Below are 25534 nucleotides of genomic sequence, written 5' to 3' on the forward strand. Positions count from 1 at the left end.
CATCCTGTCGCGCAAACGACCGCTATTATTGGCGAGATCGGGCCGACCCGGGAGATTGCTGTCACTCGATGCCTTCCAGATGGAAAATGCCGCAGTTGATCGAGGAGGCGGTCACCCTAGGCTCGAACTGCCAGCGGATTTCTTCTTTCCGCGTCGCATATTGCTCCTCGACAGCGGCCCGCTGCTCTTCCTCCGCGGATTCCAGCAGGCGATCGTAATAGTGGGCGACGATCTCAAGCTCTTCCTCCAGACGGCGCGAGGCGGCCTCGGCCCAGGAGAAATCCGCTCCCCTCAGCTTGCGCTCGAGAGAGGACTCGATCAGGCTCATCGCTTTGCCCAGCGTGATGCCGTTTTTGGCCGTATGGACGTTGGCGGGCAGCCTGGGCGTCATCCTGAGGTCCACCAGCCGCTCGTGGAAACGCTCGACGACGGCGCCTGTCGCAAGAGAAACGCCGAAGGAATGAATTTCCTCGCGCTTCATGTCGCAGGCGAATTCCACCCGCAGATTGACTCCGAGCCAAGCCGTATACGCGACCGATTCCGTCGGATGGAGCGAGCGGCGCTCCGGTTCCTGGAACAAATAGACGAAGCTGCCTCCCGTGCGCGCGGCCTCGAACAGCTGATCAAGCTTGCGCGCGCCGAAATACATGTCCTCGCGCGGAGTGCGGACGCCGGAGACGGAGCTGTGGAGGAATCCGATGGAGCGGCCAAGCGCGCTTTGGGCGGCCTGCTCCATCGGATTCGGACCGGCCTGCGAACGGGCTTCCTGCTCCTCTCGTTCCTTGGTCAGCTCCTCGTACCGGGAGCGGTCGGTCACGAACAGATAAGTCATCGTCTCCGGCTCCACGCCGGCGCGGTCGACATAGCTCCAGTAATAAGGACGATTCGTCAGCTCCCGGTCCGCCTGCGGCGACAGCTTCACCGTCAGATGGGAAGGGGATTTCTCGACGATCCGGCATCCGGTCGCCTCCGCGTATTTCTGGATATAGCGGTGCACTTGCTTTCCGTTCATGGCGAATCCACCTCCACAACATGTCCGACCCCGTCCAGCAGACGGTTGATCGCATGCTTGCGCGCTGCCGCTGTGCCGGCCGGCTCCTCGGAAACGTCGGGCTCGCCGGATTCCGCAGCCCGGCTTCTCAGGCTGCTGATCGAACGGCCCAGATTCTCGATGCTCTCGGACAAGACGTCGGGATCGCTCGCCTCCAGCATGAGGCGCGCAAGCCTCTCCTCGATGCTTTCCTCCTTCTCGAACTTCTCGAGAATATGGTCCAGCTCGCCGATGACGGATTCAAACATATCGATTTTCTCATGCAGCAGATTGACGATATGCTCCTCGATCGTGCCGATCGTGCACAGATTGTAGATCTGGACATCCTCGGTCTGCCCGAGCCGGTGCACGCGGCCGATCCGCTGCTCCACCCTCATCGGGTTCCAGGGCAGGTCGAAATTGATGATGCGGCTGCAGAACTGCAGATTGATGCCTTCTCCGCCTGCTTCCGTGGCGATCATCACCTGCGCGCGGCCGCGGAACAGATCCATCATCCAGTCCTTCTTGCCGCGGCCCATCCCGCCCCGGTAAGGAACGGCGGTAATGTCGCTGCCGCGGAAAAACTGGAGCAGATATTCCTGCGTCGCGCGGTATTCCGTGAAAATGATCGCTTTGCCATCGCTTTCCCGCACGAGCTCCATCGCCTTCTCCGCCTTCGTGTTGGACTTGATCTGCTTGATGACCTCGATCAGCTCCCAGATCTTGCCGCGGATGGGGGAGTCCTCAGCCGTCTTCTTGAACAGGTTCACGAGGGTGAGGAACACCGAGTCGCGGCTCGAGCATACCTCGCGCTGCAGCGTGACCATCGACAGCATGCTCGTCAGGTTGCCGCCGCTTTCCTCATAACGCTCTTTGACGAAGGAAGTGACCGCGTGATAGAGGTCCATCTCTTCCTTGGACAGCTGCAAAGGGATGTTGCGGACGATCCGCTTCGTGAACTTCACATCCCCTTCGCCGCGCCGGTTGCGGATCATGACGCCGGACAGCGCCTCCTGCAGCTGATCCTCGTTCTTGGGCATCCGCTTGCCGACGACAAAGTTGGATGAGAACTCGCCGTGTCCGCCGAGCTGGCCGGGCTTCAGCAGCGTGATGAGATTGTAGAGCTCCTCGAGGTCGTTCTGGACCGGTGTGGCGGTCAGCAGCAGGCAGTACTTTTTGCGGAGCTGCGTAATGAACTGGTAATTCGTCGTTTTCTTGTTCTTGAGCTTATGGGCCTCGTCGATGATGAGCATGTCGTAGTCGGTGGAGAGCAGCAGATCCTTGTGCGGCTCCCGCTTGGCCGTATCGATGGAAGCGACGACGACATCGCAGTTCCAGGTGTGGGCCCGCTTCTGGGCGACGGCTGCGATGCCGAACTTGCTGTTGAGCTCCCTGACCCATTGCAGGACAAGCGATGCGGGCACAAGAATCAGCGCGCGCTTCACGAGACCGCGCACCAGATACTCCTTGAGCACCAGCCCGGCTTCGATCGTTTTGCCGAGTCCGACCTCATCCGCCAGAATGGCGCGTCCGCCCATATCATGCAGCACTTTGACCGCGGTATCGATCTGATGCTTCATCGGCTCCAGGCCGTTCAGGAAGCGCAGCGACTGCAGCTCCTCGAAGCTCTCGATGCGCCGGGACTGCTCGGCCTCCATGGCGAGCTGATAGAGAGTCCAGTCGTCCCACGGGCCGTTGCGGTCGAGCCGGGCCTGCAGATCGTCGAACCAGCTCCGGTCCATGCGGAAATCGACGAGCGGATGCAGCTTGGCGGATCCGTTCTCTCTTGTTGTGCGCGACAAGTTATCGGCTCCTCTCGGCTTTGGAATGTTCCCAGTATGCCCCAAGCAAGGGCTTCTAATAAGGGAGAGAAAAAAAGTCGGGAATCATGGAACGAAACCTATATATTGTATGTTATAATGAGTATGTATACTATATATTGATTTCTTTTGCCTACTAAATTTCGGCAGCCCGGTGAAAACGCGAATCAGGGGCCGCGCCGGATACGGGAAGGTTGGCTGCATGTGGACACGAAGGCCGAACGTCTGGACGGGTTGAGCGAGAAAATATTTTTGGACCGGTACGCGTGGAAGAAAGCCGATCCGGGCGAGGCGGCGGTCGGGGATACCGTACTCGTGCTGACAAAGGACGATCCGAAATTTCCGGCCAGGGAGGTCGGCGAAATCATGGCCCGCAGCGGCCGGAAGGCAACGGTGCGTACCCGGAGCGGGGAGATGATCGAATCGGATGTCGAGAAGCTGACTGTAGCCGCGGAGCGGACGCCGGAGGAGCTGTGGGACCGCCTCGCCAAGACGATGGCATCCGTGGAGCAGGACGAAGAGGCGCGGGAGCTATGGGAGAAGCGGTTCCGGACCATCCTGGACGGCTGGAGGCTAGTACCGGGCGGACGCATAGCCGCCGGCGCGGGAGTCGGCGGGGAGCTGACGCTGTTCAACTGCTACGTCATTCCCTCTCCGCATGACAGCCGGGGCGGCATCATGGAGACGCTCTCGGAAATGACGGAAATCATGGCCCGGGGCGGGGGCGTCGGCATCAATCTCAGCTCGCTGAGGCCCAGGCGCGCGATCGTGGCCGGCGTGAACGGCTCCTCCAGCGGAGCGGTGTCCTGGGGCGGCCTGTTCAGCTATGCGACGGGGCTTATCGAGCAGGGCGGCAGCCGCCGCGGCGCGCTCATGCTCATGATCAACGACTGGCATCCGGATCTGCTCGATTTCATCACGGTCAAGCAGAGGATGGGCGAGGTGACGAACGCCAATCTGTCGGTGTGCGTCAGCAACGGCTTCATGCGGGCGGTCAAGGAGGATGCCGAGTGGGAGCTCGTCTTCCCGGACACCAAGCATCCCGATTACAACCGGCATTGGAACGGGGATCTCTCCGCATGGAAGGAGCGGGGAGGAGCCGTCGTGGCTTACCGGAAGATCCGGGCTCGCGACGTCTGGCAGACGATCATGGAATCGGCCTGGAGGTCGGCGGAGCCCGGGGTCGTGTTCATGGAGCGCTACAACGAGATGTCGAACAGCTGGTATTTCAATCCGATCATCTGCACCAATCCTTGTGGCGAGCAAGGACTTCCCGGCTGGGGCGTGTGCAACCTGTCCGCGATCAACCTCTCGAAGTTCTACGACGAAGAGAAGCATGATGTGGATTGGGAGGACCTTGGCCGAGTCGTCCATTGGTCCATACGGTTTCTGGACAATGTCATCGACAAGACGCCGTACCACTTCGAGCAAAATGAACGCAATCAGAAAAAGGAACGGCGCGTCGGCCTCGGCACGATGGGGCTGGCGGAGCTGATGATCCGGCTCGGCATCCGGTATGGAAGCCCCGAATCGCTGGAGTTCCTCGACAGCCTATACCGCTTCATTGCCAGGGAAGCCTATCTGGCGAGCTCGGACCTTGCGGCTGAAAAGGGCTCGTTCCCGGCCTTCAATGCGGAGCTCCACTTGCAGAGCGGCTTCATGAAGGAAATGGTCTCGGCCTTCCCGGAGGTGGCGGAGGCGGTGCGCAGCCGGGGCATCCGGAACGTGACCTTGCTGACGCAGGCGCCTACGGGAAGCACGGGCACGATGGTCGGAACCTCGACCGGCATCGAGCCTTATTTCGCCTTCGAATACTACCGGCAGAGCCGGCTCGGCTTCGACAGGCAGCTCGTTCCGATCGCGCAGCAGTGGAAGGAGGCCCATCCCGGCGAGGAGCTGCCGGAATGGTTCGTGACGGCGATGGAGCTGTCGGCCGAGGAGCATATCCGCGTCCAGGCCGCCATCCAGCGCTGGGTCGACAGCTCGATCAGCAAGACGGCCAATTGTCCGGCCGACCTCACCGTGGAGGAGACGGACCGGCTGTATGAGCTCGCCTTCGAGCTCGGCTGCAAGGGCGTGACGATCTACCGCGACGGCAGCCGGGACACGCAGGTGCTGAGCACGCCGAAAGGGAAGGAGGAGGCTTCGGCTGAAACGAAGGAGGATCAAGGCGCGGTTCCCCCGCTTTCAGCGGATGCGGAAGAAAAGGAGCCGGTCGGAGACGGCATGGATGGAACGGCTGGGCCGTCTCTAAGGCCGGCTGCTGCAAGGAGTTCAGAGGCGGCCCCGAATGGCCGGCTTCAGGAAGCCGACAATGGCGATATCGGTATCGGCGCGGTCATCGACAAGGAGTACAGGAAGCGGCCGCAAGTGCTGCGTGGCGCCACGTACAAAATCAATACGCCGTTCGGAATGGCGTATATCACGATCAACGACATGGACGGCACGCCGGGGGAAATCTTCCTCAACGTCGGCAAGGCCGGCTCGGATGTATTCGCCATGGCGGAGGCGCTCGGGCGAGTATGCTCGCTGTTCCTCCGTTATGGCGACCACGGGCATAAGGTGGAGCTTCTGATCAAGCATCTCAAGGGAATCGGCGGATCGGGCGCGATCGGCTTCGGCGCGAACCGGGTGGAGTCGATCGCGGACGCAGTGGCCAAGGCGCTGGAGACGCATGCGGGTACCTCTAATTCCGCTCATGCCGATAAAGAAAAAAACGATCTTCCCCTGCCGCCCCTATCTTCCGGTCGAAACGGGACGCCGCAAATGCCGGCTTCTTCCCATCGGAACGAGGGCGAGCCTCTTTCGCCGGACTTATGCCCCTCCTGCGGCAGCGCGTCGCTGATCAACGTCGAAGGCTGCAAAACATGCGGCCATTGCGGCTACAGCCGCTGCGGCTGAGCGGGACTGACAGAGGCGGCGATCAAATTGGCAGACTATAGGGCGGATGGACAACGTCACGGCAAGGCCTGCTGGTTCGGGCATGCCCAAATCGTGTAGTTGGAGGGTCCGTTTGCCTCCTGCCGATAAAGTCGGAGGAGCCTCTTTTGAAGCGGACTGCGACCGCTCCCGATCCTCAAGCCTATTCGTCGATGGTTCTGACGAATAGGTTTTTTTATCAACATTTCCAAATCTCTTTGTGAGTGCGGAATCGTTTCTTGGTCCTAAGGTTGAAGATCGATGATGATTATTACCTATAAAATCAAGCGGCCATTACATAAGTGGTTGATTACATAAGTGGTTGATTATATAATTGAATGATTATATAATGGCTGAGGAAACTGGCCGTGGAGGTGCATAGTGGAAGCGCGGATTGAAGAATTGACCGGACATTTGAAGCTGTTGGGCGACAAATCAAGGCTCATGATCCTGGCCTACCTTCGGGAACGAGAGTTATGCGTATGCGATCTAGTCGAGCTGGTCGGATTGTCGCAGCCGGGCGTCAGCCAGCATCTGGGAAAGCTGAAGGCGGCTGGCCTGGTCAAGGAATCCCGCAGAGGGACCTGGATCTACTATTCTTTGAGCCTGGAAGACAAATCTCATGTGGAATCGATTTTAAGCTGCATCCCGCCGCAAACCGAACGGCTGAGCCGGCTGAAGGGCTGCGGGGACTAAAAAGGGGTCGAAGATGGCAATCACGGCAGCAATTTTATTTGCAACTACGCTTGTATTCGTTATTTGGCAGCCCAAAGGGCTCGGCATCGGCTGGCCGGCAGCCGGGGGAGCGATCCTTGCCCTGCTCTTTCAAGTCGTTACCCTGGAGGATGTCGCGGATGTGACGGGGATCGTATGGAACGCGACGCTGGCTTTCGTCGCCATCATCCTGATCTCGCTGGCTTTGGACGAGATCGGCCTTTTTGAATGGTCCGCCCTTCACATGGCGCGGCTCGCCGGCGGAAGCAGCCTGCTCATGTTCATCTATATGATTCTGCTGGGGGCGGCCGTATCGGCTCTGTTCGCCAACGACGGAGCCGCGCTCATCATGACTCCGATCGTGCTGGCGGTGGTGCGCGCGCTCCGGTTCGACGAGCGGATGGTCCTGCCTTTCGTCATGGCGAGCGGCTTCATTGCGGACACCGCATCCTTGCCGCTTGTCGTCAGCAATCTCGTCAATATCGTCTCCGCCGATTTTTTCGGCATCTCTTTTGACGAATACGCCAGCCGAATGATCGTCCCCGCGCTATTCTCCATAGCGGCCAGCCTGCTCGTGCTGTACCTGTTCTACCGGAAAAGCATCTCCGGCAGCTACACGGTCGGCGAGCTGAAAAATCCGTGGGACGCCATCAAGGATCCCCGGCTGTTCAAGACAGCCTGGGTGGTGCTGGCGGCTCTACCGGTCACGTACTTCGCCAGCGGCTGGCTGCATATTCCGGTTTCCATTCCGGCAGGGGCGATCGCGCTCCTGTTCCTGGCAGCCGTACGTAGAAGCCCGGAGATGGATGTCCGGAAGCTGGTCAAAGGCGCTCCGTGGTCGATCGTCATCTTTTCAATCGGGATGTACGTCGTCGTATACGGCCTTCGGAATGCAGGGCTGATGGACTCGCTGACTTCCCTGTTCGAAGCCATCGGCCGGCAAGGCTTGCTGATGACGAGCATAGCTGCAGGGTTCATCGCAGCGGTGCTGTCCTCCGTCATGAACAATCTTCCTACCGTCATGATCGATGCGCTGGCGATCCAGGCGACGAGGACTAGCGGCGTCATTCGGGAAGCGATGATCTATGCCAACGTCATCGGCTCCAATCTCGGACCGAAGATCACGCCGATCGGCTCGCTGGCGACTCTGCTGTGGCTGCATGTGCTGTCCCGCAAAGGCTTGCGCATCGGCTGGGGGTATTATTTCAAAACGGGAATCGCGCTTACGGTTCCGACGCTGCTGATTACTCTGGTCGGGCTCTATTTGTGGCTCTCATTCCTGTCTTTGAATCTCATTCACGTCTGGCTTGCGAATGCGGGCGCTGTTCTAATCTTTGTTGCCTTCGGCTGGCTGCTGATTGCAAGGTCAAAATCGAAAAGAAAAGGGGAGATCCCGTCTTATGAACGCTAAACCGATGGTATATTTCTTATGTACAGGCAACTCCTGCCGCAGCCAGATCGCCGACGGCTATCTCAGGGCGGAAGGGCGTGGACGGTTCGACGTCAGAAGCGCGGGCTTGGAAGCCCACGGCTTGAATCCCCGCGCCGTGCAGGTGATGAAGGAAGCCGGGATCGATATAAGCGGGCACAGCTCGGATGTGATCGATCTCGATTTGCTGAACGCCGCCGATTATGTCATCACCCTCTGCGGGCATGCAGACGAGCATTGCCCGGCCATATCCAATCGTGACGTCATCAAGTGGCACTGGGGGTTCGAGGATCCCGCCAAGGCGACAGGCACGGAAGAGGAGATCATGGCGAAGTTCCGCGAGGTGCGGGATGCCATTCATGCTCGAATCGCCGAGTTTGTACGGGAATGGAACGCGGCCGGCGAGGAGCCGTCCTTCCGCCCGTAAAGCTTGTTTTTCGCCGGGTTCTTTTCATCTGAATGATCATGGTGCAGGGGAAATCGGATGAACCCATTTGTTACCTCATATTCATGAATCCTCCATGTTATACTGATTAGAACATGGAAAGATAGAGTCTCTATTGAACGCATAGATTCGCTCCGTCCGCAGATGTTTTCCTCCTGCGGGCTTTTTTTGCAAGCTGCCGGGCAGACGGGAGAGAGCAAGCTGGATCGGTCCGCATCTGAAATGACATTCAAACATAGAAAGCGGGAGAGCGGATGGTGGAGGGCATAAGGGGAAGTTATCATTCAGCCGGCGGCCGAAAGCTGTTCTTCACTTATTCGCGCACGACAAAGCCCAGCGTGATCTTTATCTCGGGTATGGGCGACAGCTCCGATGCTTGGGAGAAGATTCAAACCCTAGTATCGCAGAAAGCATCGACTTTGTCTTACGACCGTTCGGGCGTGGGGAGAAGCGAAGCCGCTCCGCCTGTCCCGAGAACCTGTCTGGATCTGGTCGAGGAACTGTCCGAATTGCTGCTGGCGGGATTTGTCGATCCCCCCTTCCTATTGGTCGGCCATTCCTTTGGCGGGCTGGTGGCCAGATTGTTTGCAAGCGTTCATCCGCAGCTTGTCTGCGGCCTTGTCCTGGTCGATGCCGCAACCGAATACAAAGAGCTGGCCTATGACAGGGTACTCCCTCCCCAACTGAAGGCGGCAAACAGGGACTACTATGAAAATCCTCGGCTCAACAGCGAAAACATCGACAAAGCGCGCAGCTATGAGCAAGTATCCGGCCATTCGGGGCAAAGCGATATTCCTCTCGCCATCCTAACGAGAGGCTTGCCTGAACAAAGCGACGGGAATTGGCCCGTCCAGGAACTGCTGAAGATCGAGCAGAGGCTGCAAGCCGATTTTCAGCGGCTGTCGAAGGCGAGCAAGCTGCGGATCGCCGGTCGGAGCCGCCATTATATTCATGTGGATGAGCCGGAGCTTGTGGTGGAAGAGATCGAAAGCATGATAAAGGGGATGAAGAGATGAACGATACGAGGACGCAGCTCAGACATAAACTGCAAAGAGTAGAAAAGGAAAACTATCAGCTTCGCGAAGGGGAAAGCAGGGAGGAGCTTATCGCTCAGATGCTGCGGTTCATCGGCGATCCCGATCCGGAATTGCGGGATGGACTCATCTATCCGACCTTTTATGTCTGGATGACGGAGGAGAGACTGACCGAAGAAGAATGGCGCTGCCTTCTCCAGCAGCTTGCCGACGAGAATCATTTGTTCCACCATATCGGCAGCGATGGCGACCAGACGGTTTTTACCAGGACCTTCTCCGTATTGCCGCTGGCCTTGATCGCGAGGCGCCATAGTCGGAAGCCTTTCCTGGACCGGGCCGGTTATGAGCTGCTGAAGCATTCGCTGCTCCGCTATTACCGGGAAGAAAAGGATCTCCGCGGGCTGCTTCCTGAAGAAGGCTGGGCGCACAGTGCGGCGCATGGAGCGGATGCGCTGAAGGAGCTGGTCCAGTGCCCGGAAAGCGATGCTGCGGTACAGCGCGACGTGCTTGCCGCGATTCAAGGCATGCTGCAGAACGGAAGCCATATTTTCGGCGAGGAAGAGGATGAACGCATCGCAAGCATCCTGGACGCCATGATCGGCAATGGGCGGCTTTCTCAGGCGGAGCTCGCGGATTGGATAACCGGATTGTCGACCTGCCTGGACTGGCCGCGCAGCCGGGCGCAGGCTGTCGCCCGTGTGAACGGCAAGAACCTTCTTCGCTCTCTGTACTTCAGAAGAGGACAGGAGGGGGGCGGAAATGCTCTTGCCGCCGCAATTCTGGAAGCTGAAGCCGGCCTGAACAGATTTGCCGTCGCGGACAGGCAGCGGCAAACTTCCTGAGCCGGCTGCTCCGAGCCTGATCCGGAGCCGTATTTGCCAATCAAATAGTTAACCACCCCGCTAATCTAAACGTTGACCACCCCGGCGTTAAAACAGGCACCCGAGGGTGCAGATGTTGGTATAGACTGACTTGGGAATAAGTCCTCGGGCAAGATAAGTTGGTCATACAAGGGGATGACTGAGCCACTTGCGCCGATCAGGTAATACCAGCGCAACTGTCGCAAAGGGCGATTTATGTGGATAGAAAGGAAAGAACTCTCCGAGTCAGGAGAGTTCTTTTTACGAATACCGATCAACTTATCTGCTTCATGAATATGAATCAAAAAACGCGGTCAAGGTGGTGGGGCTTTCCAAGAAGCCGATCACCTTGTTTTTGTTCTTTCCGCTAGCTTAGTAATCGACTCAATGTCTTGATCGGTTAATTGATCAAGGAAATGGTTGCGTATTGCCTTTGCGACTATGGGACGGGCATCATCCAATGCTGATTTTCCAGCGGAAGTGATGATGACTTGAATACCACGATCTGTGTCTAATGGTTTCCTCACAACGAGTCCACGCTTTTCCATCCGCGTTAGATGATGTGACAAACGACTCTTCGTCCATCCCATCGAGTCGGCTAATTCCTGCTGACGCAGCTCACCGTTCCCATAATGGATTAACCGATCTAATACTCCAAAATCGCCCTCTGATAGTCCTGTATGCTCGGACATGTCTTTGACTACGCGACCGAAAATGTTCTTAAAGGAACCTTTCCACATAGTCCATATTCGCATTTCCTCTTCGTTCAGCTCGTTCTTTTCCATAGGGACATAATATCATGGTTGACGTGTCAACCACAATATGCTAAAGTCGACCTATGGTTGATACGTCAACCTATTTCTATATAAACAAGAAAGGGGAGTATTCCTATGCAGGACAAACCCGTCGCCTTGGTCACCGGGGCCAACAAAGGAATCGGTCTTCAAATCGCGAAGGATCTCGCGGCGCACGGCTTCACCGTGCTCGTCGGGTCGCGCAATCTCGAGAAAGGAAAGACGGCCGCGAAGAACGTTGGAGCGGATGCCCGCCCCCTCCAGCTCGACGTCACGAATCGGGATTCCATCGCCGCTGCGGCAGAGCGCATCCGCAGCGAGCTTGGCCGTCTCGATGTGCTCGTCAACAATGCGGGCATATCTCACGCGGGTAAGCCGGGCAGGCCGCTCGAGGAGGTCGGGAAGTCGGGCCGTCCAAGCGTCGCGTCTCTCGACGAGGTGCGTGCGGTGTTCGAGACAAACGTGTTCGGCGTCATCGCCGTCACGCAAGCGATGCTGCCGCTCCTTCGTGAAGCTCCGTCGGCACGCATCGTCAACGTATCGAGCGGCTCGGGCTCGCTGACGTTGAACGCGGACTCGACCAATTCGCATCGCGAGATGTTCGGCGCCGTTTACAGCCCGTCGAAGACTGCCCTCAACGCGATCACGCTCGCCTTCGCCATCGAACTCGAGCCGACAGGCATCAAGGTCAATGCCGCATGCCCGGGCTTCACCGCGACGGACCTCAACAACTTCGAGGGTACGGGCACCGTCCAACAGGCCGCGCGTCATCCCGTGCACCTTGCGCTCCTCGACGAGAACGGTCCTACGGGCACATTCTCGAATGAGAGACGCCAACTCCCGTGGTGATGTAGTTTCGAGCACTGGCTCTCCGAGGGGTGTGTAGAAAACCTGAAGGTTGAATGCCTTTCCAATAGTACAAAAGGAGTGTGCCATCAATTGGAATATGTAAAACTTGGCCGATCTGGTTTGGATGTTTCAAAACTATGCCTGGGATGCATGAGCTTCGGAGTACCTGAGCGCGGCAACACCCCATGGTCGCTGAATGAAGAGGAAAGCAGAGCGATCATTAAAAAAGCACTCGAATTGGGCATCAATTTTTTCAGTACCGCCAATATGTATTCCGACGGAACAAGTGAAGAAATTGTCGGACGTGCATTAAAGGACTTTGCTCGTCGGGACGAAGTCGTCATTGCCACAAAGGTATTCGTTCCGATGCGCCCAGGTCCGAATGGCATGGGACTTTCCCGTAAAGCCATCATGACCGAAATTGATAACAGTCTAAAACGGCTCGGAACGGACTACGTAGATTTGTACCAGATCCATCGTTGGGATAATAATACGCCGGTTGAAGAGACGATGGAGTCACTTCACGAGTTAATTAAGGCAGGCAAGGTAAGGTACATCGGAGCATCTTCCATGTTGGCATGGCAGTTCGCGAAAGCTCAGCACGTCGCCGAACGCAACGGCTGGACTCGGTTCATCTCCATGGAGAATAGGCTCAACTTACTCTATAGGGAAGAAGAAAGGGAAATGCTCCCCCTTTGCAAAGATGAGGGAGTTGGCGTCACTCCATATTTGCCTCTGGCTGCAGGTCGGTTAACCCGAGATTGGAATGAGCGGACCTCGCGATCAGAGAATGACAAGATAGCAAAGGCGTTGTTTTCAAGAACGGAAGACGCTGATCGCAAGGTTGCGGAAAGAGCTGCGGAAGTTGCCGCTAACCGAGGCATTCCACGCGCACAAATTGCTCTTGCATGGTTGTTGCAAAAGGAAGAGGTCGCGGCACCGATTATCGGGTCAACCAAGATAAGCCATCTTGAAGATGCGTTGTCGGCGTTGTCGGTGAAATTGACACCCGAAGAAATTGCGAGTTTAGAAGAACTTTATATACCGCATCCAGTGGTATAAATACTCAACTGCTCTTTGGGCGGACACTCTGGATTCCCCACCGGCAAAGCCATATCCGTCCGTAAGTCGCCCATAGCAAATACAGGAGCCGCCCCAACCCGATCCGATTCTGTCATCTCAAGGCGGCTTTCTCGATTTTTTTAGGCTTGCTTACGAAAACATTGCCGCCTTCGGGTTTTGTTGCAAAAAAAAAAGGCATTCCGACGCCGCTGGCGTCGGAATGCCTTTTTGCTTGCATAGATGGAGCGGTGCCGATCGGCGGTTATGTCTGGCTTTTCTTGATGTACGTCTTGACCTCCGGAGGCGTATACGAGGCGAATTGGTCCAGCAGCGAGGCCGGGTCGGTGTCCGACAGCGCCATCGACATGTATTTGTCCTGAAGGAACTGCTCCCTGTTCATATGGCCGAAGAAGGAGATCAGCCCGTCGTAGTAGCCGTCCACGTTGAGCAAGCCGATCGGCTTGCCGTGCAGGCCGAGCTGTCCCCAGGTGAAGATCTCGAACAGCTCCTCCATCGTGCCCGGGCCGCCGGGCATCGCGATGAATCCGTCCGCGAGCTCGGACATGGCCAGCTTTCTTTCATGCATGGAACCGACCACGATCAGTTCGGTGAGTCCGCGATGGGAAATCTCCCTTTCCTCCAGCATCGTTGGAATGACGCCGACGACCTTGCCTCCCGCCTGCAGAACGGAATCGGCGAGCACTCCCATGATGCCGACGCTTGCCCCGCCATAGACGAGGGTGATTCCCCTCCGCGCCAGCTCCGAGCCGAGTCTGGACGCTCCTCGGGCATAGGCCGGCTTGGCGCCCATTCTGGATCCGCAAAAGACCGCGATTGCTTTCAAACTGTCTACCTCCCCTAAAAGCTGTCCCTCTCATTATACCAACGAGAAGCCTGGAGGGATGTTGAAAAATAGAAAAAAGCAGCCGGACTCAAGCAGAAAAAAGCAGCCGAACGCAATCATTCGGCTGCCGGATCGGAACGGACAGAGATTAAAATACGGTCGCTTTTTTGCTCGTGGAGGCGATGCCGTTCGTGCCGTTGAATACGAGGCTGCCCCAGGACGTCAGCGTCTTCCAATCGGAGCTGGCGGCCAGATCGAGCCATGAATTCGCGCTGTCGTTGCCCGTCCACGACCAGGCCAGGTAGCCGATGCCTTTGGCCTGGGCCTGGTTCAGCACTTCCTGGGCGTTCACCTTGCAGCCCAGGTTGTTGCTGCCGTTGTTGTAGTTGTAGCCGAATTCCCCGACCGTGACGGCGAGGCCGAGGTTCTTGATCGCCTGCAGCTCGGTGCCGATGCGGCTGGAGTCGTTCCAGGAGCCGTACATATGGATGGAGAACATGACATTATGCTTCGGATCGTAGTTGAGCAGCGTCTGGCCGTAGGCTTTGATCGGAGAGGAGTTCTGACCCCAGCCGGAGCCGTCGATGACGATCGTATTGTTGATGCCGCCGCTGCGGAGCGTGGAGATCGCCGTCTGATAGGCGTCGCGCCAAGCGGTGTCGCTCAGGTCGCTGCCGCCCCATTCGTTGGCGATGTTGACGAGAGCGTACTTCTCGTTGCTGTTCAAGACGGCCTTGACGTCGCTGCGGGCGAAATATTTGGCCATGTCGTTCAGCCTGGCCGCGTCGTTGCTGCCCGTCACGTCATGCAGCTCGATGACGGACACCATCTTGAGCGCCTTGCAGCGGTCGATGATCTGCTGGAGGCGGGAGGCGGCGCCGCTCGTGCTCCAGACGATGCGCACCGTGTTGGCGCCCTTGGCCGCAATGTCGGTCAGAGCCGCATAAGCCTGGCTGTCGAACCAGATATGCGGATTGTTGACGCCTCTCATGACAAAGCTGCTGCCGTTCGCATCGAGCAGCGAGCTGCCGCTGACATAGAAACCGCTTGCCGCGGCCCGTGCCGGAGGGGCGGACAGCAGCGGCAGCGCAAGCGCCAAGGTGAGGGCGGACAGGGCAAGACGGTTCATCCATTTCTTCATGTTCATCATTGAATCTCTCCTTCGGAATGGGAATTGTGCAGGCTTCGGCCGCGGCGGCAGAAGTTTGGACCCGGCCTTGCGGGCTGTGCTGAAACCTCCTTTCGGCTTTTTTTGTGAAAGCGCTTCACTTGAAGCCATTCGAATTATAGTCCATGGAAAGGAAAGTGGAAATGGATTCAGTTGTGGAATGGGGCGCATAAAATGGGAATTATTAGCATAAACGAAGACAAGAAAGGATAAAGCAGCCCCTATTCCCGAACGCTCCAGAAATGGTACGGTTGACTGTTGGGGTAGAGCGCGTGCATGACGCTTGAAGCGAGCCGGCCAGGCCATCCCTCGACAACAAAAAGGAGCATCCGGCGATTCAGCCGGATGCTCCTTCTTCCTTTCAACCGTCTATCAAACGCCGGAATAAGCCATGAATCCGCCGTCGACCGGAATCACCGTGCCGGTCACGAAGCCGGACGACTCGGAATCGAGCAGCCAGAGCAGCGTGCCGAGCAGATCCTCCGGAACGCCGAAGCGGCGCATCGGCGTATGGGCGATGATCTTGCCGGAGCGCTCTGTCCAGCTGCCGTCGGGATTTTGCAGCAGCCCGCGGTTCTGCTCCGTGAGGAAGAAGCCCGGAGCGATGGCGTTGACGCGGATTCCGGACTCGGCCATATGGACGGCAAGCCACTGCGTCCAGTTGTTGATCGCGGCCTTGGCGGCGCTGTAGGCGGGCACCTTGGTCATCGGCGAAGGCGCGCTCATGGAGGAGACGTTGAGCACGGTGCCGCCCCGTCCGAGCATCTGCCTGGCAAACGTCTGGGTCGGAAGGAGCGTTCCGACCATGTTGAGATCGAGCACGTTCCGGAAGCCCTGGACGCTGAGATCGAAGAAGGAAACCGTCTTCTCGTCTTCCAGATCCCCGGAGCGGAAAATCTCGCTCGTCGTGTTGGCGCTGGGGTGGTTGCCGCCGGCGCCGTTGACGAGAATGTCGCAAGGACCGAGCCGCTCCTGCACGGACAGGGCAGCCGCTGCGACGCTGTCCGGATCGGTCACATCGCAGGAGAGGGCGACGGCCGTGCCGCCGGCAGCCGAGATCTCGTCGGCGACGGCAGCCGCTTTGTCGAGGCTGCGGCCGAGGACGGCGACGCGGCAGCCCTGGCGGCCGAGCTCCAGCGCCATGACCCGGCAGAGCACGCCGGAGCCGCCCGTGACGACGGCGGTTTTGCCTTCGAGAGAGGCATGAAGAGGGAGGAGGCTCATGAAGCGTGTCCCTCCTTCGCGGCGGATGGAGCGAGGCGGCCTGCCGCATCCCACAATCCCCACAAGTACATGATGCCGAGCGCGCGGTCGTACAGTCCGTAGCCGGGACGGCATTGCTCATCCCAGATATGGCGTCCGTGATCGGGACGGGCGTAGCCGTCGAAGCCGATGTCGCGGTAAGCCTTCACGATGCCCGCGATATCGACGGTTCCGTCCTGCGTCCGGTGGGACGTCTCGATGAAGTCTCCATTGTCGAACACCTTGACGTTGCGGATATGGGCGAACGGAATGCGGTCCGCGAATGCGTAAATCATGCCGACGATGTCGTTGGCGGGGTTCGCACCGAGCGAGCCGCTGCACAGCGTGATGCCGTTGGCGGGACTGTCATGGAGAGAGAGGAAGCGGCGCAGGTTGTCCGCACCGGTGATGATGCGCGGGAGGCCGAAGATCGGCCATGGCGGATCGTCCGGGTGGATGGCCATCCGGATGCCGAGCGTTTCCGCCGCCGGGATGACCTTGTCGAGAAAATGCTTCAGGTGATCCCAGAGATGCTCCTCGGTCACTCCGCGGTACGCCTCGAACAAGGAAGCGAGATGGGAGAGGCGCTCGGGCTCCCAGCCCGGCATCGTGAGCGTGGAGTTCGCGTTTATTTGCCGGACGAGCTCGAACGGATCGACGTTTTCGATCCGGCTCTTCTCATAGAACAGAGCGGTCGAGCCGTCTCCGCTCGGATGGCGGAGATCGGTGCGCAGCCAGTCGAAGACGGGCATGAAGTTGTAGCAGATGACCTTCACACCGACCTGGGCCAGCTTTTCCATCGTTTTTATGTAGTTCTCAATGTAGACATCGCGGCTCGGCAGTCCGAGCTTGATGTCCTCATGGATATTGACGCTCTCGACGACGTTGATGCCGAGGCCATGCGCCGCGGCCTGATCGCGGATGTCCACGATCCGGTCCAGGGGCCATTCCTCCCCGGCCGGAATGTCATGCAGCGACCAGACGATCTCGGTGACGCCTGGAATTTGCCTGATTTGGCTCAAGGTGACGGTATCGTTGCCTTCACCGAACCAGCGGAAGCTCATGTTCACTTGGCATTCTCCCTTTCCGGCTTGAAATAATGCGGATACTCCTTCTTGAGCAGCGCCTGGTCGGCGATGCCGAGCCGCAAATGCTGCTTCATGAGCTCGTCGGCCGCTTCCCCGCGTCCATCGGCGATCGCCTCCGCCATGGCGGCATGCTGCTCGTACAGATGGCTCCAATGGGGATCGCTCGCCAGACGCAGCAAGCGGACGCGGTTCAGATGGAGATTCATCTGCTGGATGACCGACCAGGTGTTCAGCTTGCCGCAGCCCTGGAACAGGGCGCGGTGGAACGCCTCGTCGAGCTCGAACAACCTCCGGTCGTCGAGCCGCGCCATCGCATCCTGCTGGGCGGCGAGATTGTCCCGCAGCGTGGAGAGCGAGAGCGGAGGGAAGCCGGCGCAGGCGAGCCTGACGACGGCTCGCTCCAGCTGTTCCCTCATGAAGCGGGCTTCCTCTACAAGCTCCGGATCGATCAGCGAGACGAAGGTGCCGCGCTGCGGGAGCACTTGAACGAGCTGTTCCTGAGCGAGCCGCAGGAAAGCTTCCCGTACGGGAGTGCGGCTGACGCCGAAGGCGGCGGCGGAGTCCTTTTCGGACAGAGCCGTTCCCGGAGGCAGCTCCAGGCTGAGGATCTGTTCTCTCAAGCTGTCGTACACGATGTCGCGGGCGGATGAACCGCGGTTGCCGAGCGGTTGATTCATGGCGGTATCGCCTCCTCCTTTTTGATCCTACCATACTACCATACCAGTTTGACAGCGTTTTCTTTATATCGCGAACGGAAAGGCGCGGATGCGGCGTCGTAGGCAGCCCGAGCAGGTGTCCAAGCCGCCGTCCAAGCTACCGTCCAAGCCGCCACTCTGGAATCGTCTGTTGCAGCATGGGTCAGACATGCAGCTGCTTCCTGTATTCGGAAGGAGAGAAGCCGGTCCAGCGCTTGAACTGGCGGCTGAAGTGGGCGATGTCGCGATAGCCGAGCATGCCGGCGACCATCTGGATCGAATACTTCGAGTCGGACAGCAGATGCCTGGATTCATGCAGGACGAGCGAGGACCAGTATGCGCGGGGGGACTGGCCGTACACCTCGCGGAACACCCGGCCGCAATGGGAGACGCTGATGCCGAGCTCCGAGGCGATCTCCCGGATGCCCTGCCCCTCGTCCCGTCCCTGGCCCGGCTCGAACCGCAGGACGGAGATGCTCTGCAGGCGCCCGGCGATCTCATGGGCCAGCTCCTCCTTGCCGTAGGTGCGCGGCGGCAGCTGGCTGACTTCCTGCGAGACGGCGTCCCAGAGCAGGGCGAACAGCTCGAAGACGGCGGATTGCAGCCGCATGCGGGCGGATACCGAGCGCGAGTCCGGATCGAGCTCGGGCTCCAGCATTTTGCGGAGAATCGGGCTCACCTTGCGCGCCAGCGCGCTGTCTTCCTTGAACAGCACCTGCTCAAGCCGCCCGAGCATAGGCAGGAACAGCCGGTCGTCCAGATCGAAATGGAGGCAGAAATAAGTGAAAGGCCTGCCGTCTCCGCTCCGGCTGTTGTGAAGCTCGCCCGGCCGGATCAGAAGCAGGTCGCCGGGACCCTGAGCGTACTCGATGCCGCCGACCGACATGACCTGGCGGCCGTCCAGCAGGTAGTTGATCTCATACTGGGGGTGATGGTGCAGGGGATACTGCCAGTTCCCTCGAACCTGCCTCTTATGGATGCCGAACAGGTTCAGCGTCGTCTTGACATCGGGGAACATCGTTTCGGAAATGCTGCCGCCGGCTTCGGGCGGCTTGGCGGAATCGGCCATCTATCGTTTCCCTCCCGTACTTGCTCGGACTCGTCGGCTCCATTATAATCGCTGGCGCGATTTGGGTAAATATCCGGCGGATTTGACCATGTCCCCGAGCGGAACCGACATGCTACGATGGAAGTAATCGCTTTCAGAGAGGGGCTGCCATTCATGGCTGACAATAGGTTCTACAACGCTCATCATTCTCCGATCGGAGCATTCGCCAGCTTCACGCTCGGTTTTCCCGGCGCCAAGGGAGGGCTTGGACTGGAGCTTGGGCGTCCGGCCGACCAGAACGTCTATATTGGCCTTCAATCCCGGGATGGAGCCTATTATGAGGCTCTGCCCTTCTTCGGAGAGCTCGGCGACGAGGCCGCCCGTTACGATGTGGAGAAAAAGGATAAAAAAGACCGGGCGCTGCTGCAGACGTTCGATCGGACCGGAATCAAGCGCAAGCTGTCTGCGGGAGAGGATGCCTGGGAAGCAGGGGACCTGACGTTCCGCATCCTGTCGCCCGTGCGTCCCGTACCGGATCCGTCCTCCGGGTCGGACGAAGAGCTGAAGGCCGCCCTCGTGCCGGCGGTATTCGCCGAGCTGACCGTCGACAACCGCAGCGGCGATGCCGCGCGCCGGGCATTCTTCGGTTACGAAGGCAACGACCCTTACAGCGCCATGCGGCGGATCGGCGATGACGGCGATTTCTTCGCGGGCGTCGGCCAAGGCCTGTGCACCGCGATCGTCGCGGCTGCGGATGCCGGGATCGGGACCGGCTTCGGCTTCTCGATGGAAAGCATCCTGACGGCGAAGCATCCCCAGCATCTGGCGTTCGGGCTCGGCGGTACGGGCGCGCTGCTCATGGAGGTTCCTGCCGGGGAGCGGCGCACGTTCTCCTTCGCGGTCTGCTTCTTCCGCGGCGGCGTCGTGACAACGGGCATGGAGACGTCGTATTTCTATACCCGCTTCTTCACCAGGATCGAAGACGTAGCGGCCTATTCTCTCCAGCATTTCGAAGAGCTGGCCGACTCGTGCCGCGCCGCGGACACATGGAGCGGCAGCGGCAAGCTGTCGGACGATCAGGCGTTCATGCTCAGCCACGCCATCCACAGCTACTACGGCAGCACGCAGCTGCTGGATGCGGACGGCGAGCCGATCTGGGTCGTCAACGAAGGCGAGTACCGCATGATGAATACGCTTGATCTGACGGCCGACCAGCTGTTCTACGAGCTGGAGATGAATCCGTGGACGGTGCGCAGCGAGCTGGAGTGGTTCGTCAAAAGGTACAGCTATAGAGATACCGTCCGCTTCCCCGGCGAGGAGCGGGAGCATCCGGGCGGGCTCGCCTTCACGCATGACATGGGCGTGGCCAACGCCTTCTCCCGGCCGCAGCATTCCGCTTACGAGCTTGCCGGCATCGAGGGCTGCTTCTCCTATATGAGCCATGAGGAGCTAGTGAACTGGCTGTGCTGCGCGGCGGTCTACATCGAGCAGACCGGCGACAGGGATTTCCTGGAGCGGATGCTGCCGGTGCTGCAGGACGGCTTCGAGAGCATGCTGAACCGCGACCATCCGGTTCCGGGCAAGCGCAACGGCCTGATGGGGCTCGACAGCAGCCGCACGGACGGCGGCGCGGAGATTACGACCTACGACAGCCTCGACGTCTCGCTCGGGCAGTCCCGCAACAACATCTACATGGCGGGCAAATGCTGGGCCGTCTACGTGGCGCTGGAGAAGCTGTTCGAGGCCGAAGGGCTCTCCGGGCTCTCGGCCGAAGCCGGAGCTCAGGCGGACCGCGCGGCGGCTTCGATCGCCGCCCAGCTGAACGACCGCGGCTATATTCCGGCTGTCATCGGCGAGAACAACGACTCCCGCATCATACCGGCCATCGAGGGGCTCATCTTCCCCTACTTCACCGGCAACCGGGAAGCTCTCGATCCGAACGGACGCTTCTCCGCCTACCTCGCTGCGCTGCGGACGCATCTGGATACGGTGCTCGCAACGGGAACGTGCCTGTTCGAAGACGGCGGGTGGAAGCTTTCCTCGACAAGCTCCAATTCCTGGCTGAGCAAGATCTACCTCTGCCAATTCATCGCCAGGGAGATCCTCGGCCTGCCACGGGACGATCGGGGAGCCGCTGCGGACGCCGCACACGCCGCTTGGCTGAAGCATCCGGAGCTGTCCTACTGGGCGTGGAGCGACCAGATCCTGAGCGGCGAGATCATCGGCAGCAAGTATTATCCGCGCGGAGTGACGGCCATTCTATGGCTGCGTGAATCGGCGTCCGCGGCAGCCGCGGCGGAAGGGGGAATCCGGAATGCAGCGCTCAGCGGAAGCTAAGCCGGGCACCGGCTGCGAGGCGTGGCTGGGCAGTCCTCCGGCGGCTCCAGCCGTTCGGGAGCAGGCGGCAACGTGGGCTGCCTGTCTCCACGCTTCCGAGACGGATGCTCCTGTAATATCATCCGCGCTGGAGGAGCTGAGGCGGGCGGTCGAAGGCTTGAGCGGCCAGGCTCCGAAGGACGGAATGCCGTCCGAAGGTGTCCGGGGCATCGTCCTCGGAACCTTCCGCGGCTGTCCGCAGGCCGCGGCGGCGTTCAGCAAGGAGGAGCAGGCGGCTGCCGGAGAGGGCTACCGGATCCGGACGGCCGGCAGCAGCATCGTAGTCGGCGGCTCCCGCGCGGCTGGCGTGCTCTACGGCACGTTCCGCCTGATCCGGCTGCTCCGAGCGGGAGTCCCGCTGTCCGGGCTCGACATCGCCGAAGCTCCCGCCAATGCGCTGCGCATGATCAACCAGTGGGACAATGGAGACGGCAGCGTCGAGCGCGGCTACGCGGGGCGCTCCATCTTTTACCGGGACGGAGAGATCGCCGAGGATACAAGCCGCATCCGGGACTACGCGCGCCTGCTGTCGTCCGTCGGCATCAACGCCATCTCGATCAACAACGTCAACGTGCATGAACGCGAGACCCGCTTCATGGGAGAAGAGGATCTGCCGAAGGTAGCGGGGATCGCCGCCGTCTTCCGGGAATGGGGCATCTCCGTCTATCTGAGCGCGAACTTCGCGGCTCCGTTCGAGACCGGCGAGCTGGAGACGGCCGATCCTCTCGATCCCTCGGTCCGGCTGTGGTGGAGCCGGACAGCGGCCCGCATCTATAGGCATATTCCGGATTTCGGCGGCTTCCTCGTGAAAGCGGATTCGGAATTCAGGCCGGGACCGTACACGTACGGCCGGAATCATGCCGATGGCGCCAATATGCTGGCCGATGCGCTGGCGCCGTTCGGCGGCCGCGTCATCTGGCGCTGCTTCGTCTATGACTGCAGGCAGGACTGGCGGGACCGCAAGACGGACCGGGCCAGAGCCGCATACGACCACTTCAAGCCGCTTGACGGCAGATTCAGCGACAATGTCTTCCTGCAGGTGAAGAACGGGCCGATGGACTTCCAGGTCAGGGAGCCCGCATCGCCGCTCTTCGGAGCGATGCCGGAGACGAACATGCTGGCGGAATTCCAGATCGCCCAGGAATACACCGGCCAGCAGAAGCATCTCTGCTATCTCGTTCCGCAATGGAAGGAGTCGCTCGACTTCGATACGCATGCGCGCGGCGAAGGGTCCTTCATCAAGGCGATCGCCAGCGGCAGGCTGCACGGCCGCGAAGCCGGAGGCATGGCGGCCGTGTCCAATATCGGGGACGACGACAACTGGACCGGCCATCTGCTCGCGCAGGCGAATCTGTACGGCTTCGGCAGGCTGGCTTGGAATCCGGAGCTGACGGCTCTGGAGATCGCGGAGGAATGGTCCGCGCTCGCCTTCGGGACCGAGGGAAAGGCGGCCGCGACGGTCGTTTCCATGCTGATGGAATCCTGGAGCATCTATGAAGCCTATACGGCGCCTCTGGGCGTGGGCTGGATGGTGAAGCCGAACCATCATTACGGACCCGACGTGGACGGCTATGAATATTCCATGTGGGGCACGTACCACTTTGCCGACCGGGACGGCATCGGAGTGGACCGCACGAGCGGAACGGGAACCGGATACGCATCCCAGTATTTCGCACCGAACCGGGAGCGCTACGAGCGGACGCAGACGACTCCGGATGAGCTGCTGCTGTTTTTCCACCACGTCCCTTACCTCCATGTGCTGCATTCCGGCAAGACGGTCATCCAGCATATCTACGACTCTCATTTCCATGGAGCGGAAAGAGCGGAAGAGCTGGCTGCGAAGTGGGAATCGCTCGAGGGCGAGATTCCGGAGCCTGCTTTCGGAGATACGCTCCTCCGCTTCCGGCATCAGGCCGAGCATGCCCGCGAGTGGCGGGATGTCATCAACACCTATTTCTACCGCAAAAGCGGCATTCCGGACGAGCAGGGACGGACGATCTTCTGACGGCCGGGACGTGACGGCGGACGGGGCGAATCAGTCTTCCTTGCTTGTCGAGGCTGCCGGCTGCGATTCGAGGGGGGAGAGGACGATGAGAACGGTCCGCCATGTGATGGATTGGCTTCAGGGAGCGGAGCAGCCTGCATCATCCGTCGACGGCTTGCTCGCCGGCAGCGCGGACGAACGTCTGAAGGGTGTGGCGGTCGCATTCAACGCCTCCCTGGCCGTGCTGGAGAAGGCGGCGGCGGCGGGCGCCAACCTGCTCGTCGTCCATGAAGGAATCTGCTACAGCCACGACGGCCGGGCGGAGTGGTCCGCCGGCAGCCGGGAAGCCGGCTTGAAGCGGCAATGGATCCGGCAGGCGGGGATGGCCGTCTATCGATCCCACGACGGTCCGCATCGGCGCGATCCGGATTGGATCACGGAAGGATTGGTATCGAGCCTCGGCTGGGGGGAAGCGGTAGAGACGTTGCTGCCGGCGGCGGCGGTCGTGCGCCTGCCGGAGCCGTCGACGGCCCGCTCCGTTGCGGAGCACGTCAAACGGAAGCTGAACATCCCCTGGCTGAGAGGGATCGGAGGCTTGGATACCCGATGCTGCCGGATCGGCGTCGCGGTCGGATACCGGGGAGGCGGATCCGTCGCCGTTCCTCTCTATGAGGAGCACGGCGTCGACCTGGTCGTCGCCGGAGAAGGTCCGGAGTGGGAAACGCCGGAATACGTCCGGGATTCCGTGCATCGCGGAGGTCGGAGGTCGCTGCTGCTGCTGGGGCATGCGGCCAGCGAGGAGCCGGGCATGCGGCTGCTCGCACAACGGCTGCGGGCGGCCGTTCCCGAAGTTCCGGTTCATTTTATCGAAGATGCCTATTCATTCGCCGTATTGTAGAGCCGGAAGGCATGCAAGGGCTGAAAGCGTTCAAAGGGGAGGCAGGAGAGCATGGGTCAAGCAGGCAACGGAGCGTTCCATACCGGGACGTATCGCAATCTGTTCATGGAAGCGGGCTATCCGTCCGATGAAATCAAATCGCGGGTGGAGGAGACGTGGAGCAAGCTGTTCGAAGGCGGCGAAGAGACGCGGATCTATTACGAAGCCGGGAGCGACAAGGGCTATCTGCTCGATACGGGCAACCTGGATGTCCGGACGGAAGGAATGTCCTACGGCATGATGATGGCCGTGCAATTGGACCGCAAGGACGTGTTCGACCGGATCTGGCGCTGGTCCTATGAATATATGCATATGAAGGAAGGCTGGGGCGAAGGGTATTTCGCCTGGTCCTGCAACAGAGACGGCACGCGGCGCTCGGACGGCCCGGCTCCGGATGGAGAGGAATACTTCGCGCTGGCGCTCTTCTTCGCCGCCAACCGCTGGGGAGAAGGCGAGCATCCTCTGGATTACAGCGCCAAGGCGAGGGACATCCTGCGCGCCTGCCTGCACAAGGGAGAGGAGGGAAGGCCCGGCGACCCGATGTGGAACCGGGACAACAAGCTGATCAAGTTCATTCCGAATTGCGAGTATTCGGATCCTTCCTACCATCTGCCGCATTTCTACGAATTGTTCGCGCTCTGGTCCGATCCGGAGGACCGCTCCTTCTGGAAGGAGGCGGCCGAGGCCAGCAGGGCGTACATCCAGCTCTCCAGCCATCCCGACACCGGACTTGCGCCGGAGTACGCCCATTATGACGGAACGCCCAACGACGAGCGCGGCTACGGCAAGTTTTTCAGCGATTCGTACCGGGTCGCGGCGAACATCGGCCTGGATTCCGAGTGGTTCCGCGCCGACCCGGGCCAAGCGTACATCGCGGACCGCATCCTGACGTTCTTCGCGGACAAATCCCCCGGGGACTACCGCCGCTACGAGATCGACGGCACTCCGCTGGACGAGAAATCGCTCCACCCCGTCGGGCTGGTCGCGACCAACGCCATGGCCGCTCTGGCGACCGGCGGGGAGCATGCGCTGAATGCGGTGCGCCGGTTCTGGGATACGCCCGTTCGCACCGGAGACCGCCGTTATTATGACAATTGCCTGTATATGTTCGCAATGCTGGCTCTGAGCGGCAGCTACCGCATCTGGATGCCCGAGGGAGATGCGGCCGCGCAGGACTGATCAACCCCGAGGAGGGA

General features: G+C 59.9%; 21 protein-coding genes. 12 read left to right on the top strand and 9 right to left on the bottom strand.

The window, feature by feature from the left end; genetic code table 11:
• Window positions 1-61 precede the first annotated feature (61 nt).
• Window positions 62-1012 carry a YqhG family protein gene (locus tag CIC07_RS09735; RefSeq protein WP_076358099.1) on the bottom strand — a complete coding sequence of 317 codons (951 nt, stop codon included), beginning with the start codon at window positions 1010-1012 and terminating at the stop codon, window positions 62-64.
• Window positions 1009-2772, bottom strand: coding sequence for a DEAD/DEAH box helicase (locus CIC07_RS09740; protein WP_083688466.1), 1764 nt, complete (start codon window positions 2770-2772; stop codon window positions 1009-1011). Before CIC07_RS09740 ends, CIC07_RS09735 begins: the two co-directional genes overlap by 4 nt.
• A gap of 282 nt (window positions 2773-3054) precedes the next feature.
• Here CIC07_RS09740 and CIC07_RS09745 point away from each other — a divergent pair, with 282 nt between their 5' ends.
• The 6 genes from CIC07_RS09745 to CIC07_RS09770 all read left to right on the top strand — a co-directional run bounded on the left by CIC07_RS09745 (window position 3055) and on the right by CIC07_RS09770 (window position 10233).
• The gene (locus CIC07_RS09745; protein ID WP_076358098.1) at window positions 3055-5751 is read left to right on the top strand and encodes an adenosylcobalamin-dependent ribonucleoside-diphosphate reductase; all 2697 of its coding nucleotides are present in this window, start codon (window positions 3055-3057) and stop codon (window positions 5749-5751) included.
• 399 nt (window positions 5752-6150) lie between these two features.
• Window positions 6151-6465, top strand: coding sequence for an ArsR/SmtB family transcription factor (locus CIC07_RS09750; RefSeq protein ID WP_234993019.1), 315 nt, complete (start codon window positions 6151-6153; stop codon window positions 6463-6465).
• 13 nt (window positions 6466-6478) lie between these two features.
• Window positions 6479-7894, top strand: coding sequence for an arsenic transporter (locus CIC07_RS09755; protein WP_076358097.1), 1416 nt, complete (start codon window positions 6479-6481; stop codon window positions 7892-7894).
• Window positions 7884-8339, top strand: coding sequence for an arsenate reductase (thioredoxin) (gene arsC / locus CIC07_RS09760; RefSeq protein WP_076358096.1), 456 nt, complete (start codon window positions 7884-7886; stop codon window positions 8337-8339). The genes CIC07_RS09755 and arsC overlap by 11 nt, the downstream gene beginning before the upstream one ends.
• Window positions 8340-8611: 272 nt before the next feature.
• Window positions 8612-9373, top strand: a complete 762-nt coding sequence (locus CIC07_RS09765; protein WP_076358095.1) for an alpha/beta fold hydrolase — start codon at window positions 8612-8614, stop codon at window positions 9371-9373.
• Window positions 9370-10233 carry a DUF2785 domain-containing protein gene (locus CIC07_RS09770; protein WP_076358094.1) on the top strand — a complete coding sequence of 288 codons (864 nt, stop codon included), beginning with the start codon at window positions 9370-9372 and terminating at the stop codon, window positions 10231-10233. The genes CIC07_RS09765 and CIC07_RS09770 overlap by 4 nt, the downstream gene beginning before the upstream one ends.
• 362 nt (window positions 10234-10595) lie before the next feature.
• Here CIC07_RS09770 and CIC07_RS09775 read toward each other — a convergent pair whose 3' ends face one another.
• Window positions 10596-11036: a MarR family winged helix-turn-helix transcriptional regulator gene (locus tag CIC07_RS09775; RefSeq protein ID WP_076358093.1), complete on the bottom strand. Its 441-nt coding sequence runs from the start codon at window positions 11034-11036 to the stop codon at window positions 10596-10598.
• A gap of 105 nt (window positions 11037-11141) precedes the next feature.
• On the opposite strand from CIC07_RS09775, the gene CIC07_RS09780 reads away from it, so the two are divergent.
• Together CIC07_RS09780 and CIC07_RS09785 are read left to right on the top strand one after the other, a co-directional pair.
• Window positions 11142-11894 (top strand): SDR family oxidoreductase, encoded by a 753-nt coding sequence (locus CIC07_RS09780; RefSeq protein WP_076358092.1) that lies wholly within the window; start codon window positions 11142-11144, stop codon window positions 11892-11894.
• A gap of 90 nt (window positions 11895-11984) precedes the next feature.
• Window positions 11985-12956, top strand: a complete 972-nt coding sequence (locus CIC07_RS09785) for an aldo/keto reductase (protein ID WP_076358091.1) — start codon at window positions 11985-11987, stop codon at window positions 12954-12956.
• A 262-nt stretch (window positions 12957-13218) separates the two neighbouring features.
• Here CIC07_RS09785 and CIC07_RS09790 read toward each other — a convergent pair whose 3' ends face one another.
• The 6 genes from CIC07_RS09790 to CIC07_RS09815 all read right to left on the bottom strand — a co-directional run bounded on the left by CIC07_RS09790 (window position 13219) and on the right by CIC07_RS09815 (window position 19062).
• Window positions 13219-13800, bottom strand: a complete 582-nt coding sequence (locus CIC07_RS09790; RefSeq protein ID WP_094248004.1) for an LOG family protein — start codon at window positions 13798-13800, stop codon at window positions 13219-13221.
• A gap of 148 nt (window positions 13801-13948) precedes the next feature.
• A complete protein-coding gene (locus CIC07_RS09795) occupies window positions 13949-14950 on the bottom strand; it encodes a cellulase family glycosylhydrolase (protein WP_076358089.1) in 1002 nt (333 codons plus the stop codon).
• 390 nt (window positions 14951-15340) lie between these two features.
• Window positions 15341-16192 (bottom strand): SDR family oxidoreductase, encoded by an 852-nt coding sequence (locus tag CIC07_RS09800; protein ID WP_076358088.1) that lies wholly within the window; start codon window positions 16190-16192, stop codon window positions 15341-15343.
• Window positions 16189-17280: a mannonate dehydratase gene (uxuA, locus tag CIC07_RS09805; protein WP_076358087.1), complete on the bottom strand. Its 1092-nt coding sequence runs from the start codon at window positions 17278-17280 to the stop codon at window positions 16189-16191. Before uxuA ends, CIC07_RS09800 begins: the two co-directional genes overlap by 4 nt.
• Window positions 17277-17975 (bottom strand): GntR family transcriptional regulator, encoded by a 699-nt coding sequence (locus CIC07_RS09810; protein ID WP_076358086.1) that lies wholly within the window; start codon window positions 17973-17975, stop codon window positions 17277-17279. Before CIC07_RS09810 ends, uxuA begins: the two co-directional genes overlap by 4 nt.
• Before the next feature lie 181 nt (window positions 17976-18156).
• Complete coding sequence (locus tag CIC07_RS09815; RefSeq protein ID WP_076358085.1) at window positions 18157-19062, bottom strand: helix-turn-helix domain-containing protein; 906 nt, start codon at window positions 19060-19062, stop codon at window positions 18157-18159.
• A gap of 153 nt (window positions 19063-19215) precedes the next feature.
• Between CIC07_RS09815 and CIC07_RS09820 the strand changes: the two genes are divergently transcribed.
• The 4 genes from CIC07_RS09820 (at window position 19216) to CIC07_RS09835 (ending at window position 25517) form a co-directional block, all read left to right on the top strand.
• On the top strand, window positions 19216-21378 hold the full coding sequence (locus tag CIC07_RS09820; RefSeq protein WP_076358084.1) for a glycoside hydrolase family 52 protein: 2163 nt from the start codon (window positions 19216-19218) through the stop codon (window positions 21376-21378).
• Window positions 21356-23422 carry an alpha-glucuronidase family glycosyl hydrolase gene (locus CIC07_RS09825; RefSeq protein ID WP_076358083.1) on the top strand — a complete coding sequence of 689 codons (2067 nt, stop codon included), beginning with the start codon at window positions 21356-21358 and terminating at the stop codon, window positions 23420-23422. The genes CIC07_RS09820 and CIC07_RS09825 overlap by 23 nt, the downstream gene beginning before the upstream one ends.
• Before the next feature lie 85 nt (window positions 23423-23507).
• A complete protein-coding gene (locus CIC07_RS09830; protein WP_076358082.1) occupies window positions 23508-24299 on the top strand; it encodes a Nif3-like dinuclear metal center hexameric protein in 792 nt (263 codons plus the stop codon).
• Window positions 24300-24350: 51 nt separating this feature from the next.
• The gene (locus CIC07_RS09835) at window positions 24351-25517 is read left to right on the top strand and encodes a family 8 glycosyl hydrolase (RefSeq protein WP_076358081.1); all 1167 of its coding nucleotides are present in this window, start codon (window positions 24351-24353) and stop codon (window positions 25515-25517) included.
• The last annotated feature ends 17 nt before the right edge of the window (window positions 25518-25534 follow it).

Source organism: Paenibacillus sp. RUD330 (assembly GCF_002243345.2).
GTDB lineage: Bacteria > Bacillota > Bacilli > Paenibacillales > Paenibacillaceae > Paenibacillus_O.